Origin of the sequence: Arthrobacter sp. (assembly GCF_030540645.1) — a bacterium.
In the GTDB taxonomy this organism is placed as follows: Bacteria; Actinomycetota; Actinomycetes; order Actinomycetales; family Micrococcaceae; genus Specibacter.
Genome location: NZ_JAUNVV010000039.1, coordinates 1,720 through 16,693, shown reverse-complemented (window position 1 = coordinate 16,693; position 14,974 = coordinate 1,720). Strand labels below are relative to the sequence as shown.

The following is a 14,974-nucleotide window of genomic DNA, read 5'->3' as shown; positions in this document are numbered from 1 at the left end:
TTGTTCCAAGAGCTGCTGGAAGCCCGGATCCGGGTCCTGGGCCCGGATGCCCCCGCCACCCTGATCACCCGCAGCAACTTGGCGTCCTGGACCGGGGAGGCAGGGGATGTTGCCGGGGCGATCACCTTGTTCCAAGAGCTGCTGGAAGCCCGGATCCGGGTCCTGGGCCCGGATGCCCCCGCCACCCTGACCACCCGCAAGTGGATAAACCGATTGGAAGGCTGAAAACACCCATCCAGCAGGCATACAGTTTGGTTGTTATAGCTGCGCCGCGGAGGCCTCGGCCCGATCCGCTATGCCGGTTCGGGCAAGCCCCCGGGATATTCCTCCGCGCATAGACTCGTACTTTTGACAGACACAGAATGTGTCAAGTTTGGCGGTTAGCCGTGAGATTTTGTTATCGCTCGTTGTCGTACTTCCGAGCATCACAATGTCTTGTAACTCTAGGGATGCAAGACCGGGGGTCAAGACACTTTGGCGTCTGTCATTTTTCGAAGTCGTCTGCACCAGTTCATGCGGCGGGGGAGGGTTCGTGCATATGACTGTGAACGGGTAGCGGGTCAAAGCCGCTTGCACTAACTGCATTCTGTTTCGGAGTCGTCTGAACTACCTTTAACTATGGTCGAGAGCCGGTGGCACTGTTGGTGCCCATGATGCAGGGCGAACCGCCTGTCGTTGAACGTGGGCTGCTGGCTATGTCCGATGTTGCCTGGGAACAGGCGGTGCGAAGAACCGCGGTGATTGCGCCTTTGGCGGTGCTGGATGTCGTTGGCCATGCGGCTGCTGATCATGCCGCCGGAGAACTCAATATTTCCCGGCGTCAGGTTTATCTCCTGATTAGGCGCTATAGGCAGGGATCCGGGGTTGTGACGGACCTGGTCCCTTGGCGATCAGATGGGGGCCGGGGTGGCGGACGGTTGCCCGCGCCGGTGGAGGCGGTGATCGACGAACTGATCCGTAAACGCTATCTGAAGCGGCAACAGCTCTCCTTGGCGGTCGTTTACCGCGAGATCGTCCGCGCCTGTGCAGCGCAGGGGTTGTCCCCGCCATCGCGTAGTACCGTTGCCCGTCGGATCGTTGCGATGCATCCGGCCATGGTCGCCCGCCGCCGGGAAGGTGCTGACGCGGCCCGCCCCTTGCAGGCCGCCGGCGGCCGGGTTCCGGAAATCTGTGCCCCGTTGGAACAGGTCCAGATCGATCACACCGTGATTGATCTGATCATCGTGGACGAGCGCGACCGCCAACCGATGGGGCGCGCCTATCTGACGGCCGCCATCGATGTCTATAGCCGTTGCATGGTGGGAATGGTGGTCACTTTGGAAGCCCCGTCCGCTGTGTCTGCCGGGCTGTGTCTGGCCCACATGGCTTGTGACAAGCGCGCGTGGCTGGAGGGTTTGGGACTGCGTGAAGACTGGCCGATGAGTGGAAAGCCACGGCAGCTGTATTTGGACAACGCGGCCGAGTTCCATAGCGAAGCCTTGCGCCGGGGCTGCGAACAGCATGGAATCAAGCTTGGCTACCGTCCCTTGGGACGGCCCCACTACGGCGGCATCGTTGAGCGGGTCATTGGCACGATGATGGCCCAGGTCCACGAACTTCCGGGGACAACGTTCTCCAATCCGGTCCAACGCCGGACCTATGATTCTGATAAGACCGCGGCATTAACGCTCCGCGAGCTGGAACGGTGGCTGGCCCTGGCGGTCGTTACCTACCACGGCAGCATCCATGGCGGCCTGGACCAGACACCTGCCGGCCGCTGGTCCCGGGGCATAGCCGCTTCCGGGACACCCCAGGTGGTCACTAGCCCCACGGCGTTCCTGGTGGATTTCCTTCCAGTCCTTCGCCGCAAGCTCACCCGCACAGGTTTTGTCATCGACCACGTCCACTACTTCGCCAACGTCCTCAAGCCCTGGATCGCCCGACGCGATCGGTTGGAAAAGTTCGTCATCCGCAGGGACCCGCGTGACATCAGCAGGATCTGGGTGCTGGACCCGGAGGGAAACAACTATCTGGAGATCCCCTACCGCACCCTCGCGAATCCTGCCGCAACATTATGGGAACACCGCCAAGCCCTGAACCGATTGCGGGAGCAGGGACGCAGAGAGGTCAATGAACCCGAGTTGTTCCGTATGATCGGACAGATGCGTGAGCTCGCCCGAACCGCCCAGCGTGATACCCGCCGGTCGCGCCGGGAGAGGGAGCGCCGCACCCACCTGAAACCCGGTATCCGATCAAATGCTCCGGAGCCGCCGGCGGATGCCATCGCGGACGGATCCCCGAGGGCTTTACCGTTCGATGACATCGAGCAGTGGTAACCGTGGATGAATACCCTCCGGTCGATCTGTCCCATCTGCATGCCTCCGCCCAGGTCCTTGCGCGGTTGCCGGGTCCGGAACGTATTCAGCGGATCCGGGCTGACCGGTGGATCGGCTACCCGCGTGCCCTGGAAGCCCTGGCCCGGCTCCAAACCCTGTATGACTGGCCGATCAAGCAGCGAATGCCCAACCTGTTGCTGGTCGGGCCAACCAACAACGGCAAGTCAATGATCATCGAGAAGTTCCAGCGCAGGTATCCACCGATCTCGCTCCCGGAGCGGGAGCAGATCCCAGTGCTCAGTGTGCAGATGCCCTCCGAACCCTCCGTCGCACGCTTCTACGCGGCATTGTTGATGGCGGTCGGTGCACCGGCACGCCCACGCCAACGGCTGGCCGAGTTGGAACGGTTCGCATTGTCCCTGCTGCGCGAAGTAGGTGTGCGCATGCTGGTGATCGATGAGTTGCACAATGTGCTGGCTGGCCGGGAGAGCAGCCGCCGGGAGTTCTTGAACCTGCTGCGCTTCCTCGGGAATGAGCTGCGCATCCCGCTGGTCGGCGTCGGCACCCGTGAGGCCTATCTGGCGATTCGATCCGATGAGCAGTTGGAAAACCGGTTCGAGCCCATCACCTTGCCCGTATGGGCTGAAGGTGAGGAAGCCTGTTCGCTTCTGGCCAGCTTCGCTTCGTCCTTTCCGTTGCACAGCCCTTCAGGCATCGCTGCCGAAGACATGGCCCGATACCTGCTGACCCGCAGCGAAGGAACCATCGGGGAACTAACGATGTTGCTGACCGAGGCCGCGGTAGCTGCTGTTGACAGCGGCGAGGAGGCCATCAACCACCGAACCCTTGCCTTGGCCGCGTACGCCGGCCCGAGCGAACGCCGTCGCCGGTTCGAGCGCGAGCTCTCATGAGGGGACCGCTGCGCTGGCCCGTGCATCCGGCTCCGCTGGACGGGGAAGCGCTCTCTTCTTGGCTCCGCCGTATCGCCGGCTGTTACGACCTGGGCGTTGCGGAGTTGCTGGAATACGACCTCGGCCCCGGGGCATCACGGCATCAGGAGCTGGACCTCAACCCGTCCGCCGCCATTATCGAACTCCTCGCACGGCGAACGGGTATTCATCCGGACCGGCTGCACAGCATGAACCTGACAGGCTGGACACCCTGGTTGCTGGACACACTCGAACCGGAGCCCTCCGCCTTCGATGCGTATGTCCGCCAGTTCTCCATCCTGCTGCCGACCAGTAGACGGCCGGTGCGCATCGTGCCCGGCTGGCGCGCTTGGATCCCCGATCACCCCCTCCAGCGGGCGTGCCCGCAATGCCTCGCCGATCCCGCCAAACAAGGCCTGCTGCTGATGTGGCAACTACCGCTGCTGCTCAGCTGCCCGGACCACGGCTGCCTGCTGGAAACGTGCATGGGATTCCCCAGCGGGGGCTACTTTGAATGGACGGGCGGGAACACCTTCCCGTGTCGCGCCGACAAGCAGATCAGGACAATGGACCGACTGACGGCCCAGGCCCTGACAACAGGACGAGTAAGGCTGCCACGGCGGAGCATGCACGCCGGCATCTGGTTTCGCCTACTGCGTACCCTCGTAGATGAGCTCAACACCCCGATCTCGCGCTGGGGATCCCACGCCCCGGACCTGCGGCTGGCCTGGGAGGCCCGCGGCCTTCCGATTCGGGCAGGACAATCGAAATGGCGCCCGTTCGAATACTGTCCATGGCCGGTGCAGACCCACTTGCTGGAAGCCGCGGCCGGCGCCATCACCCTCCTTGAAGCCGGTTCGATCACCGGAGGCGGAACGCACGCCGCACTCTTCCGGTCCGAGCCACACCGGGAACTCGGGTGCGGCGATCCCCCGGCGGAAAAGTCGAATGGAGCAGCCCCTCTTCTGAAAACGCTCGGGCAGGCCATGGAGGAGGCGATCCAAGCTGCCAGGGAAGACCCTGCCGTGGCAAAGGCGCTCTACGACTTCGCCCTGATCGGATGCCGGGACGCAAGTTCCGTGACCAGGCTGAGAGCCGACTTCGCCGAACTCGGCATTGACCCCTGTTGGCCATCACATATTGACGATCGAGTACCGTTTGCCTGACATACTATAAATAACGGGTTAAGTGACAGCAGGGGAAACTTGAGGCGATGTGTTTTCTAGCGTCACCTAAACGAACGTATAAATGACAAGGGGGCCAGGCCATGCTGATCGGCTACATGCGGGTATCCAAAGCGGACGGATCGCAAAGCACGGACCTGCAGCGCGACGCGCTCCTCGCCGCCGGCATCGACACGGACTCCCTCTACGAGGACCGGGCCTCCGGCAAGAAGGAAGACCGACCCCAACTGGCCGCCTGCCTCAAAGCCCTGCGGCACGGAGACACCCTCGTCGTCTGGAAACTCGACCGGCTCGGCCGGGACCTGCGCCATCTGGTCAACATCGTCCACGACCTCACCGAACGCGGCATCGGCCTGAAGGTCCTCACCGGCCAAGGCGCCGCCATCGACACCACCACCGCCTCCGGAAAGCTGGTCTTCGGCATCTTCGCCGCCCTGGCCGAATTCGAACGAGAGCTCATCTCCGAACGCACCCTCGCCGGCCTCGCCTCCGCCCGCGCCCGCGGACGGAACGGAGGCCGCCCCTACAAGATGACGCCGGCGAAACTCCGGCTCGCCATGGCCTCCATGGGCAAGCCCGAGACCAAGGTCGGCGATCTCTGCACGGAACTGGGCATCACCCGCCAGACCCTGTACCGGCACGTCTCACCCACCGGGGAACTGCGGCCCGACGGCGAAAAGCTCTTGTCCCGGTAAACGGCGGGCACCTACGACGGCCGCGAATAGTGCAGACGACTTCAAACATTCTGTGCAGACGACTTCGAAAAATGACAGGCGTCCTTGAATTTTCAACCTTTCCGGTGTCTTGATACCTTGTCTCACATGTTGCCATTAGGCTGGCAGTCGTCAACTACTGTTGCGAGACATATTTGAGGATGAGATTGATGAAGCGGATCGGTTACGCCCGGGTTTCCACCAATGGGCAGGATGCGGAACGCCAGGTCACGGACTTATTGGCCGCTGGTGTTCGTCGCGATGACCTCTACACGGACCGGGGGGCCAGCGGTGCGCGGGCGTCCCGGCCCGAATTCGACCAGGCCTTGGCAGCTTTGGAGGAGGGTGACACTTTGGTAGTCACCACGTTGGACCGGTTGGGGAGGTCCACGGCGAACATGCTTTCCCTGGCGGTGGAGTTGCGGGGGAGGGGCGTCAATTTGAACGTGCTGAATCTGGGTGGGGGGACTGTGGACACGGTCACACCCATGGGCGGGATGACTTTCACTGTCATGGCTGCCCTGGCTCAGATGGAACTGGACATCAAGCGTGAACGCATTACCGATTCGGTGTCCAAGCGCCGGGCAGTGGGCAAGGACCTGGGCGGGCGACGGGCACAGTTCACCGACAGTCAGATCAGGAACGCCCGCCGGCTCATTGATGGCGGACAATCGGGTACGCAGGTGGCCAAGGATCTGGGCATGTCCCGGGCCACCATGTACCGACGCATGGCCCAGATCGAAGCCCGGGAATGGATCGAGTCGCAGGCGGACTAGTTTCCAGCGGCATACCCTTGCGATCTGGCATGACGCTGCAATGACCCTAGGGCTGGGCATTCTGGTCCAGACCGGAACCCCGATGTATCCGGACGTTGGCCGCGCGCAGTGCCTCCGCGAGTGAAACTGACAGGATGACATCGTAGACCTGCGGCAACAACTGTCAATCAATGACAAAGGGGGCTTCATTCTGACCGATGGGCGGATACCATCTCTGAGGTCTGGTTGGGGGCACACACCGAAGAGGGGGCCATGGATGTCAACTTCGGAAAATGACACTACCGGGCGCACTGTCGGCGATGTTAAAAGAGCCTTCATACTCGCCAGGGTCTACTTTCTACCCATGTCTTCGCCGTAGTTCTGGGCGGTGGCGTGCGACGGGGTGAAACGGTGAGGGTTCTGGTGGTGCTGCGGCAGGGAAAAGAGCGCAGCCGCACTGCACAGCGTCATTTATTACACGACTATTTGCCAGTGGCCCTGTGATGCCGTTCAATCAGTAATTGACCATCCCGAGCGGCCGAGAGACCTGGATCAATGAAGCCGCAGCAACCCTGGACCACAATGTGACTGGTCCGTTAGGGTGCTACCGCCAGGATCGATGGAGTGATATTAGTGACGGTAAATCTTGTTCCCACCCCCGCTGGCCCCCTGCTGAAGCGGGGGCGCGCCGCTTGGATTAAGCCCGTGCGGGCGGCCGGCTCTTGGCTTGGTTCCATGACGACGGCAGTCCATGTGCGGAATTTCAACTTCCGCATCGATGAACCCGTTGCCGTGGGCGGAACCAATAGTGCCCCGACGCCGATGGAGATCATCGCCGGTGCTGTCAATGGCTGCATCACCGTCGTCGTCGAGACCGTGGCCGGAGAATTGGGTATCCGGCTTAAGCAGGTGGAGACCATTTCCGAGGCGTACATGGATACACGAGGGTTTAAGGGCACTGCGGAAGTGTCCCCGCATTTCCATGAGTACGCACTGCGGATCCAGGTTGTTACCAACGCACCGGCGTCCGTCCTTGAGACGCTCTGCAGGCAGGTGGAAAAGCGCTGCCCGGCCTTGAATCTGCTGCGTGACGCGGGTGTTCCTGTGGAATTGGTGTGGGAATTCTCCACGGATCCCTTCGCTGCTGGGGTGGAAGTCGCATGACTGCCCCGGGGCTTTGGACCATCGGCTTCGCTGTTGTCTATACGGCGCTTCTGGTGGTCGGTGGACGGCTCATTCAGCGGCGGGCTGCCGCAGGAAACAAGGACAGCGGATTTTTCGTGGGCGGCCGGTCCTTCAGCCCATGGACTGTGGCTTTTTGCATCACCGGCTTGTTTTCCGGTTCTTCCTACATTGCGATTTTGGAACTGAGCTATCGTACGGGGATTTCAGCGCTCTGGTACGGTGTCGCAGAAACCGTCCAGATCCTGCTGATCGCCCTGTTGTTGGTGAAACCCCTGCGAGAAAAGATGGTGGTAACAGTGACCGGGATCATTGGGGACCGGTTCGGCCGTGGAGCACAAGTCATCGCCGGCATCATTACAGCCTTCACTTTTCCCATGTGGTCTGTCGCCACGGCAATCGCCTTCGCTTCAGCCCTGCACGCCTTTACCAGCCTTTCCATTTACAGCTCGATCATTTTCACCGCCGTTCTGTTGCTGATATTTCTTTGGTCCGGCGGCATGCGGGCGGTTGCCTTCACGCAAACCATGAACTGCATTGTTTTCGTTGCCATGGTTATTGTTGGCGTCATTGCTTTCTTCATCAACCCGGGATTCCAAGGGCTTGGGAAACTGGCAGCTGAACAACCGCAAATGCTGGATCTTTCCAGCGCTGGCGTCACGCTGATCGCGGCCTGGTTCGGCACCTTCATTGTGAACGTGCTGTTGGCCCAAGCCGCTTTCCAGATGACGATGTCCTGCCGCACACCGTCAGAGGGCCGCAAGGGACTTCTGATGGCGGCAGGCTTCGGACTCCCACTGATCATTGTCGGTGTCATCCTGGGCACCGCAGCGGCCATCGTCGTTCCCCACCAGGGCCTGGCTCTGGTCGCCGTCCCGCTTTACATCGCCCAGGTGCTGCCGGCCCCGCTGGCGGGCGTATTTTTCCTGGGCATCTGGGCGTGCGCCCTAGGCTGGGCGGGCCCCTGCCAATTCTCCGGTGCAACCAGCCTGGGCCGAGACGTCGGCCGGGCGCTGCGCCCTCGCGCAACGGAGCAGGACCTCATCCGGTACACCCGCTGGTCCCTGGTGCTGCTGACCGTGCTCATGATTGTTTTTGCTTTCTTGCGCGCCGAACAGTCTGCATGGTGGAACGTGTTGGCGTGGACGCTGCGCAACGGGGCAACGCTGGCGCCGGTGCTTGCCGCCTTCTTTTGGCCACTGGCCACCCGGCGCGCCGCTCATGCGGCCATGATCACGGGCTTTGCGTCCGGGTTGCTCTGGTACCAACTCGGTGGCTGGTCACCGAATAGCTTTCATTGGGGCATCCACCCGGTCTGGGTTGGCATGAGCGTGAATGTCATTGTCCTGATAACCGTATCTTTGGCCAGCACCCGATTTAAGATCACCGATATAGCACCCCGGCGTGCGCGCGGCTACGGCGCCGCGACCGCGTGGCTCATATTTACCGCAGCGGCAGGACTCAACGCACAGTGGCTCCATGCCTCCGGCCTGGCCGGGCTGGCCGTCTTCATCACCGTCGCCCTCGGCGCCACTACAGCGTTCCTACTCACAGAGACGGTTCCTGACGGACGATCCAAGGTGCCGACCGAGGCAGACACCAGGACAACGACCGGAGTCCTAGTGCGCGACTAACCGGCCAGGACCAGCCCGCAAAATCCGGAACGAGGGAACAGGCACAGACCGGTGTGTGCCGCGTTAACATTTCAGTACCGCCCAACGAGACAACCAGCGCCCCTGTGACCTGCCGGGGCACCCTTGGGCCTGCTTCAATCAACCACGGCGAGCGTTGACAGGTCTGCCTGCATGTCAGCCCTCATCAACCAGTCCAAAATGATCCTTTATGACAGCCCGTAAAGTCCGAGAAAAAGATCGGTCCGCCCTATGGGTTTCAGTGCTCGGTGGCGGCTTTCTGTGATTGCTTGGTGTCGTTAATTGCCGATGACGAGGGTGTTTGCGGGGGCTTCGATGAGGTCCTCTGTTGTGTGATGACTTCGACTTATTTCTGCTGCAGCTCGCAGCCCGGCATAGCGCCTGGGACGCGTGAAAGACTAGATCAGCTGGCCATATTCTGGTAGCAAGCAGACTTTTTGTCGGATGGGGCCGCCGTGTCCTTTTTAGCCGTTGTTCTTCATTCTTTCAAAGCTCTTTGGGCAATTTTTTAGCACGTGGAAGATGGAATCGATTGTGCTTGGTGGGCCGGATCGGCTACTGCTCGTCCCACTTCAGCCCTAGAAGCCTGAACGCCTCGAGGACGTCCGAGTTGTCCGGGTAAAGCTCATGGTTGGCCCTGTGGCCCAGTCGTGGACTAATGGATGGGTCGCCAGGTTGCTCAAAGATCGCCCACAGCCTTAAGTCGTCCCCGTGGCGGGAGGAGAACTGGACCCCGTGGAACTCCCCGGTGGCGTAGATGTGGCTCGCGATGGCCTGGGTCAGGGCCCTGGGTTTGGCATCCTTCAGGGCCGCGGCATCGAAGTCTGTCAGGCCCAAGCCCAGAGCCATCCCAATGAACTGCGGATACAGCGCCGCTACGGATTCTGCCGCGGTGACCGCGCAGAACGTGCCGCTCATCAGCGCAGTCGCCGCCGTGCGACCATCCAGCCATTCCAGGGGAACAGTGCCTGGAACAACGGACGGGTAGAGGACCTTGTCCTGGTCGTCTTCTGCGATGTCGAGAAGGTCGAGGGCCAGTCTGGGGTCCTTGCGGAAGCAAGCCAGTACTTCGAGGAGGCAGCCCAGCAGGCTTGATCCAGCGTAGGCGGTACGGAAGTTTCCTTCAAGGTCATCCCAGCGTCCTGGGAAGCGTCCGTTGGACGCCCATTCCCAGCCGCTCCAAGCCCACGGAGTCGGCTGGAAACCAACACGCCACACTGTCTCGACAAGGCTCACTGACTCCAGTTCCGGTGCTGGCACTGCCTCTAACCAGCCGATGTGAAGGCTCGTGCGGCGGCCAGTACTGCCGGGCCGGCCTCGTCCAAAGGGCCTTCGCGCAGCAGCCGTGCCGGGGCAATGTCATCCAGTTGGGGGTTCATGCCTTGGAACCAGGCCTGCACGACGGCGCGGGAGTCTCGCTCGGCGAGCAGTGCCGCAACATGGTAGGCGGTGCGCAGCCTGAGCGTCGTATCCTCAGCAGGTTCCCGCTCACCATCGCCCCATTGCCTCACTGCACGGGTTTCCTTCACGGACCCCAGATAGGCCACGAGTTTTGCGCCAAGGATATCCCGCAGATCCCGAACAAGCTCAGGGACCGGGAGCCGGATCGAATCCTGGTACGCCTGGAGTCCTCCACGGGGAGCTGCAAGTGCTGTCATAAGCCCATGGTTTCACACATAACATGTGTAATCAAGGGTCGGAACACGGTTAAAATCACACCTAAAATCACAAGTCAAAAATCGCCGATAATAATGATTATGTAAGGTAACGATATATCGTGTTATATCGTTACCTTCGAATGAGTGGGTGGCCATATATCAGGCCATGCATGAAACTCCATGCCACCCAGAGTTTTGTTTGACGAGGGCCAAGCGCAAGCTGAATCCTCCACGCGGGTGCTTCGCTGGTACAAAATTAATGCATCTCTGGACGATTCGCTATTGCAAGGGAATCGGGGTCACATCCTGTTCAGGGGCTGCTGTCAACGCCAGTTGAAAAATCAGGCCAGTGAACATGACTCCTGCGCCAAATTGGGAAACCAGTGAAAATATTGGTCTCGTACACTCTTCCGATGAGACAAAACCCTTGACGTGTTGCTGACAGACAAACTAGGTTGTTATATGACCAACAAGTGACCTGGATCACTTCTCGTGATATGGCTAGGCATGTTTGTTTGCCCGCGGCGGAGCACCTTGCCTTCACCGCGTCACCTTATTGAGTAGGAGACACAATGAAGCGCATCGGTGTAGATGTAGGCGGAACGTTCACGGACCTTTACTACTCGGATGATGATTCTGGACGGGTCGTTATCGAAAAGGTTCCTTCCACTCCCCATGATCCATCCGAGGCTGTGTTGGACGGCCTGCGGCGGTTGTGCGGCAAGGCAGGCATCACCTTGGGCGAGGTGGACATGCTCGTGCACGGCACTACGGTGGCCACCAACATCGCCCTCACACACACCGGTGCGGAGGTTGGTCTGATCACCACGGAAGGATTCCGGGACATACTCCATATCGCCCGGCACAAGAAACCCTTCAACTTCTCCTTGCAACAGGAACTGCCGTGGCAGACCCATCCGCTGGTCAAACGCCGTCACCGGCTCACCGTCAAGGAGCGAATCACCGTTCCCAACGGCGATGTCCTGATTCCATTGGACGAGGAGGAAGTGCGCCTGAGGGTGCGCCAGCTCCGGGAGGCCGGGGTTGAGTCCATTGCCGTGTGCCTGCTGCATTCCTACCTGAACCCTGCCCACGAGCAGCGCATCGGGGAAATCGTTACCGAGGAGTTCCCCGAGGCCTTCCTCTCCATCTCCAGCGACGTCATCCCGCTCTACCGCGAATTTGAGAGGTTCTCCACCACCGCGCTGAACGCGTATGTCGGTCCCAAGGTGTCCCGATACTTGGAAAGGCTTTCGACCGAGGTCAAGGCCATGGGATACAGCCGTGAAATGCTGCTGATGAAATCCTCCGGCGGCATGATCCCCATTGACCTGGCCGCCAAGCGCCCGGTGAATATGCTTATGTCCGGCCCCGTTGCGGGTCTGATCGGCGGAATCTGGGCGGGCAAGACGGCAGGGTATGACAACGTCGTGACCTTGGACATCGGCGGAACTTCCGCGGACATCGGCGTCTCTCTCAATGGGGAACTGCGAATGCGCCACCTTCTGGACACCAAGGTGGGCGACTACCAGGCCATGGTCCCCATGGTGGACATTGACACCATCGGAGCCGGCGGCGGCTCGATCGCCTTCGTCGACAAGGGAGGGGTTTTCCGTGTTGGCCCGCAGTCCGCGGGCGCGTTCCCCGGCCCGGCGTGCTACGGACGCGGCGGCACGCTGCCAACCTCCACCGACGCGCAGGTCGTGTTGGGCCGGCTACGCGGAAACCGCAGCCTTGCCGGTGCAGGAATGTCTCTAAATCCTGATTTGGCACGGACTGCGATGGACACCGTGGCCACGGAACTGGGCATGAGCGTGGAGGAAGCGGCACTTGGCGCCCTGCAGATCCAGAAATTCGGGATGTGTCAGGCCATCGAGCTGAACTCCGTGCGCCGCGGCTACGACCCACGCGATTTCACTCTCGTTGCCGGTGGCGGCGCAGGCGCCCTGTTCGCCTGCGAAATTGCTGCCGAGCTGGAAATCCCCACCGTGTTGATCCCCGCCCGACCAGGCATCATCGCCGCAACAGGATTGCTGGCCACTGACCAGAAGTACGAATACGTCGCCACCGCACGGTACACGTTGCCCAACGTGGACAAAGAGGGACTGAACGCCAAGTACACCGAACTCCAGCACAAGGCCACCACCCAGTTGGACGCCGACCGCGTGCCTGAAGAGAATCGCACGTTCACCCGGCTGGTTGACTGCCGGTACGAGGGCCAGGGGTACGAGGTCCGCTTCGAGGCTCCCGACGGGGAAGTCACCGACGCATGGCTTGAGGCCATGGCTGAAGGCTTCCACCAAGCCCACGAGGCAGAATACGGCCACCGGTTCAAGACCGGCGGTGTGGAGATCGTGAACATCCGTGTCATGGGCGTCAGCGTGACAAAGGAGCTGCCGGCCCCGTCCCAGGACGGCGCCGCGCATGAACTCTCCGAAGCGGTGCTCGAAACGGCCGACGTCGTCTTCGATGTCGGAGGCAAGCCCGAACACTTCCCCACCCCGTACTACGATCGGGAAAAGCTCGGCGCCGGCCAGCGGCTCGAAGGCCCGTGCATCATTGAGCAATACGATGCCACCATCGTTGTCCCGCCGCTTTTCACCGCAACGTTCGATAACAGCGGGAACATCGTTATCGCGTGCCCGCGCAAGAAGGAAGACGCCGACAGCGAGCTGGCCACCCCAATCCTGATGCGTGTCATCGGCGGGGCGTTCTCCTCGATGGCCAAGGAAATGGCATCGGTGTTGTTCAGGATGTCCTACTCCTCGATCATCCGGGAATCCGAGGATCTCGGTGCAGGGGTCTTTGACGCCCAGGGCAATGTGTTGGCGGAATCGGATTCCACCCCGATGTTCATGGGGGCCATGCCCAAAATCGTGCAGGGGGTGATGAGCGTGCTCGGCGACAACATCCACGAGGGCGACATCATCTTGCACAACGACCCGTACTTAGGAGCCACCCACTCCCCTGACGTGGCCATCATCATCCCCATCTTCCACAAGGGCGAGCGGGTTGGTTTTGCCGGGGCTTCGGGCCAGCTGCTCGACATTGGCGGCGCCTTCCCGGGGCTGGCGGTGGACTTGGTGGACAACCAGGCCGAGGGCCAGATTTTCAGGGCACTGAAGATCGTGGAAAAGGGCGTCAGGCAGGACGCACTGCTGAACCAGATCCTTTCCAACACGCGCACCCCCACCCACAATGCCGGGGACATCGAAGCGATGATCGCCGCGTGTGAGCTGGCCAAGAGCCGGTTCCTGGCAGTGACTGAGCGCTACGGCATTGAGGCGGTGGAGCAGGCCGGACAGGAATGGATCAACTACTCCGAGACCATGTTGCGCGCGGAAATCGCCAAGGTGCCCGACGGCGTCTACGAAACCGAGGTCGGGTACCTGGATGACGACGGGAAGAACTACGGGGAAAAGCTGCCGATCAAAGTCAAGGTCATCATTGAAGGTTCGGACATCACCTATGACCTGACCGGGTCCAGCCCGCAGGTCCCCACTGCCTATAACTGCCCGTTTGAAGGCACAACGGTCTCGGCCTTCACCTTCATCACCCGGATGATGTTCCTAGACGAGATCGCCCACCCGGTGTTCGTGCCGCAGAACCAGGGCATGCTCAAGCCGGTGAAGGTCATCGCCCCGGAAGGGACGATCTTCAACCCCACCTACCCGGCGGCCTGCATGGCCAGGTTCGGGCAGGTCCAACGTGCAGTGGATTTGGCGATGCGCGCTCTTTCACCGGTGCTGCCGAAGCAGATCACCGCAGGCAACTCCGCGCATATCCACTTCGTCTCCTACTCCGGTTGGAACGAGGACGCCGGTGAGTACTGGGTATACCTGGAGGTCAATGAAGGCTCCTATGGCGGGCGTCCGGACAGCGACGGGCCAGACTCGGTGGACAACCTCATCGCGAACACCCGCAACAACCCGATCGAGGAGCTTGAATGGCGCTTCCCGATGCGCACCGACCGTTACGAGCTGCGTGAAGAACCGGCAGCCGCGGGAGAGTATCGAGGCGGGATCGGCATCGTGCGGGTCAATACCTTCCTGGTGGACACCGTGGTCACCTGCGAGGCGGACCGGCACGAGTCGGATGTTCCCTGGGGCATCTTTGGCGGACAGGACGGCCTGAACGCCTCGGTGGTCAGAAGTGGCAACGGTGAGCAGCCGGCAAATTGGCCGTCGAAGGTCACGGCCCGGTCCTTGAAGGCGGGGGAATCCCTGGAGATCACCGTCCCTTCCGGCGGTGGCTACGGCAACCCTGATCTGCGCGATCCTGAAAAGGTGTTTGAGGACGTCTTGGACGAATTCACCACCATCGAACGGGCCCGCTCCGACTACGGGGTGGTCATTGATCCGCAGACCCGCACGCTGGACCTGGAGGCCACAGCGCGTCTGCGTGCCGAACGCTCCGGAGCCATTCCCGTGGAATTCGCACCAGTGCGAGAAGCGGTGGGGGCACCCTCCGCATAGTTCCACAGGGGTGGGCGGCGGTTATGGGGCGCGCCCCTGCCCCCCGCCCCCCCCCCCCCACGGGCCGGGCAACCGCCGGAACCACTCCGCGGGGCGCCCCGCCCCCCGCCC

Annotated in this window: 11 protein-coding genes; 9 read left to right on the top strand and 2 right to left on the bottom strand. The window is 61.4% G+C overall.

Annotated elements, in window-relative coordinates; translation table 11 throughout:
• The 8 genes from Q4P21_RS09065 to Q4P21_RS09030 form a co-directional block, all read left to right on the top strand.
• Window positions 1–225: tetratricopeptide repeat protein (locus Q4P21_RS09065; protein WP_303388455.1), on the top strand; the 225-nt coding region annotated here is incomplete at its 5' end.
• A 425-nt stretch (window positions 226–650) separates the two neighbouring features.
• Window positions 651–2,315, top strand: a complete 1,665-nt coding sequence (locus Q4P21_RS09060) for a Mu transposase C-terminal domain-containing protein (RefSeq protein WP_303388470.1) — start codon at window positions 651–653, stop codon at window positions 2,313–2,315.
• A 2-nt stretch (window positions 2,316–2,317) separates the two neighbouring features.
• Window positions 2,318–3,226, top strand: a complete 909-nt coding sequence (locus Q4P21_RS09055) for a TniB family NTP-binding protein (RefSeq protein WP_303388454.1) — start codon at window positions 2,318–2,320, stop codon at window positions 3,224–3,226.
• Window positions 3,223–4,410: a TniQ family protein gene (locus tag Q4P21_RS09050; RefSeq protein WP_303388453.1), complete on the top strand. Its 1,188-nt coding sequence runs from the start codon at window positions 3,223–3,225 to the stop codon at window positions 4,408–4,410. Before Q4P21_RS09055 ends, Q4P21_RS09050 begins: the two co-directional genes overlap by 4 nt.
• 101 nt (window positions 4,411–4,511) lie before the next feature.
• The gene (locus Q4P21_RS09045; RefSeq protein ID WP_303388452.1) at window positions 4,512–5,123 is read left to right on the top strand and encodes a recombinase family protein; all 612 of its coding nucleotides are present in this window, start codon (window positions 4,512–4,514) and stop codon (window positions 5,121–5,123) included.
• Window positions 5,124–5,308: 185 nt separating this feature from the next.
• Window positions 5,309–5,917 carry a recombinase family protein gene (locus Q4P21_RS09040; RefSeq protein ID WP_303388469.1) on the top strand — a complete coding sequence of 203 codons (609 nt, stop codon included), beginning with the start codon at window positions 5,309–5,311 and terminating at the stop codon, window positions 5,915–5,917.
• Between the two features lie 612 nt (window positions 5,918–6,529).
• Window positions 6,530–7,060, top strand: a complete 531-nt coding sequence (locus Q4P21_RS09035; protein ID WP_303388451.1) for an OsmC family protein — start codon at window positions 6,530–6,532, stop codon at window positions 7,058–7,060.
• Window positions 7,057–8,712 (top strand): sodium:solute symporter, encoded by a 1,656-nt coding sequence (locus tag Q4P21_RS09030; protein WP_303388450.1) that lies wholly within the window; start codon window positions 7,057–7,059, stop codon window positions 8,710–8,712. Before Q4P21_RS09035 ends, Q4P21_RS09030 begins: the two co-directional genes overlap by 4 nt.
• Window positions 8,713–9,285: 573 nt before the next feature.
• Here Q4P21_RS09030 and Q4P21_RS09025 read toward each other — a convergent pair.
• Both Q4P21_RS09025 and Q4P21_RS09020 read right to left on the bottom strand, forming a co-directional pair.
• Window positions 9,286–9,966 (bottom strand): RES domain-containing protein, encoded by a 681-nt coding sequence (locus Q4P21_RS09025; RefSeq protein WP_303388449.1) that lies wholly within the window; start codon window positions 9,964–9,966, stop codon window positions 9,286–9,288.
• A 29-nt stretch (window positions 9,967–9,995) separates the two neighbouring features.
• Complete coding sequence (locus Q4P21_RS09020; RefSeq protein WP_303388448.1) at window positions 9,996–10,388, bottom strand: hypothetical protein; 393 nt, start codon at window positions 10,386–10,388, stop codon at window positions 9,996–9,998.
• A gap of 572 nt (window positions 10,389–10,960) precedes the next feature.
• Here Q4P21_RS09020 and Q4P21_RS09015 point away from each other — a divergent pair.
• Window positions 10,961–14,863: a hydantoinase B/oxoprolinase family protein gene (locus Q4P21_RS09015; protein WP_303388447.1), complete on the top strand. Its 3,903-nt coding sequence runs from the start codon at window positions 10,961–10,963 to the stop codon at window positions 14,861–14,863.
• The last annotated feature ends 111 nt before the right edge of the window (window positions 14,864–14,974 follow it).

What these genes read in the sequence shown, in the direction of transcription:
- Q4P21_RS09060 (WP_303388470.1), top strand. Translation starts at nt 651, where the DNA reads ATGATGCAGGGCGAACCGCCTGTCGTTGAACGTGGGCTGCTGGCTATG.
- Q4P21_RS09050 (WP_303388453.1), top strand. Translation starts at nt 3,223, where the DNA reads ATGAGGGGACCGCTGCGCTGGCCCGTGCATCCGGCTCCGCTGGACGGG.
- Q4P21_RS09045 (WP_303388452.1), top strand. Translation starts at nt 4,512, where the DNA reads ATGCTGATCGGCTACATGCGGGTATCCAAAGCGGACGGATCGCAAAGC.
- Q4P21_RS09030 (WP_303388450.1), top strand. Translation starts at nt 7,057, where the DNA reads ATGACTGCCCCGGGGCTTTGGACCATCGGCTTCGCTGTTGTCTATACG.
- Q4P21_RS09020 (WP_303388448.1), bottom strand. Translation starts at nt 10,388, where the DNA reads ATGACAGCACTTGCAGCTCCCCGTGGAGGACTCCAGGCGTACCAGGAT.
- Q4P21_RS09015 (WP_303388447.1), top strand. Translation starts at nt 10,961, where the DNA reads ATGAAGCGCATCGGTGTAGATGTAGGCGGAACGTTCACGGACCTTTAC.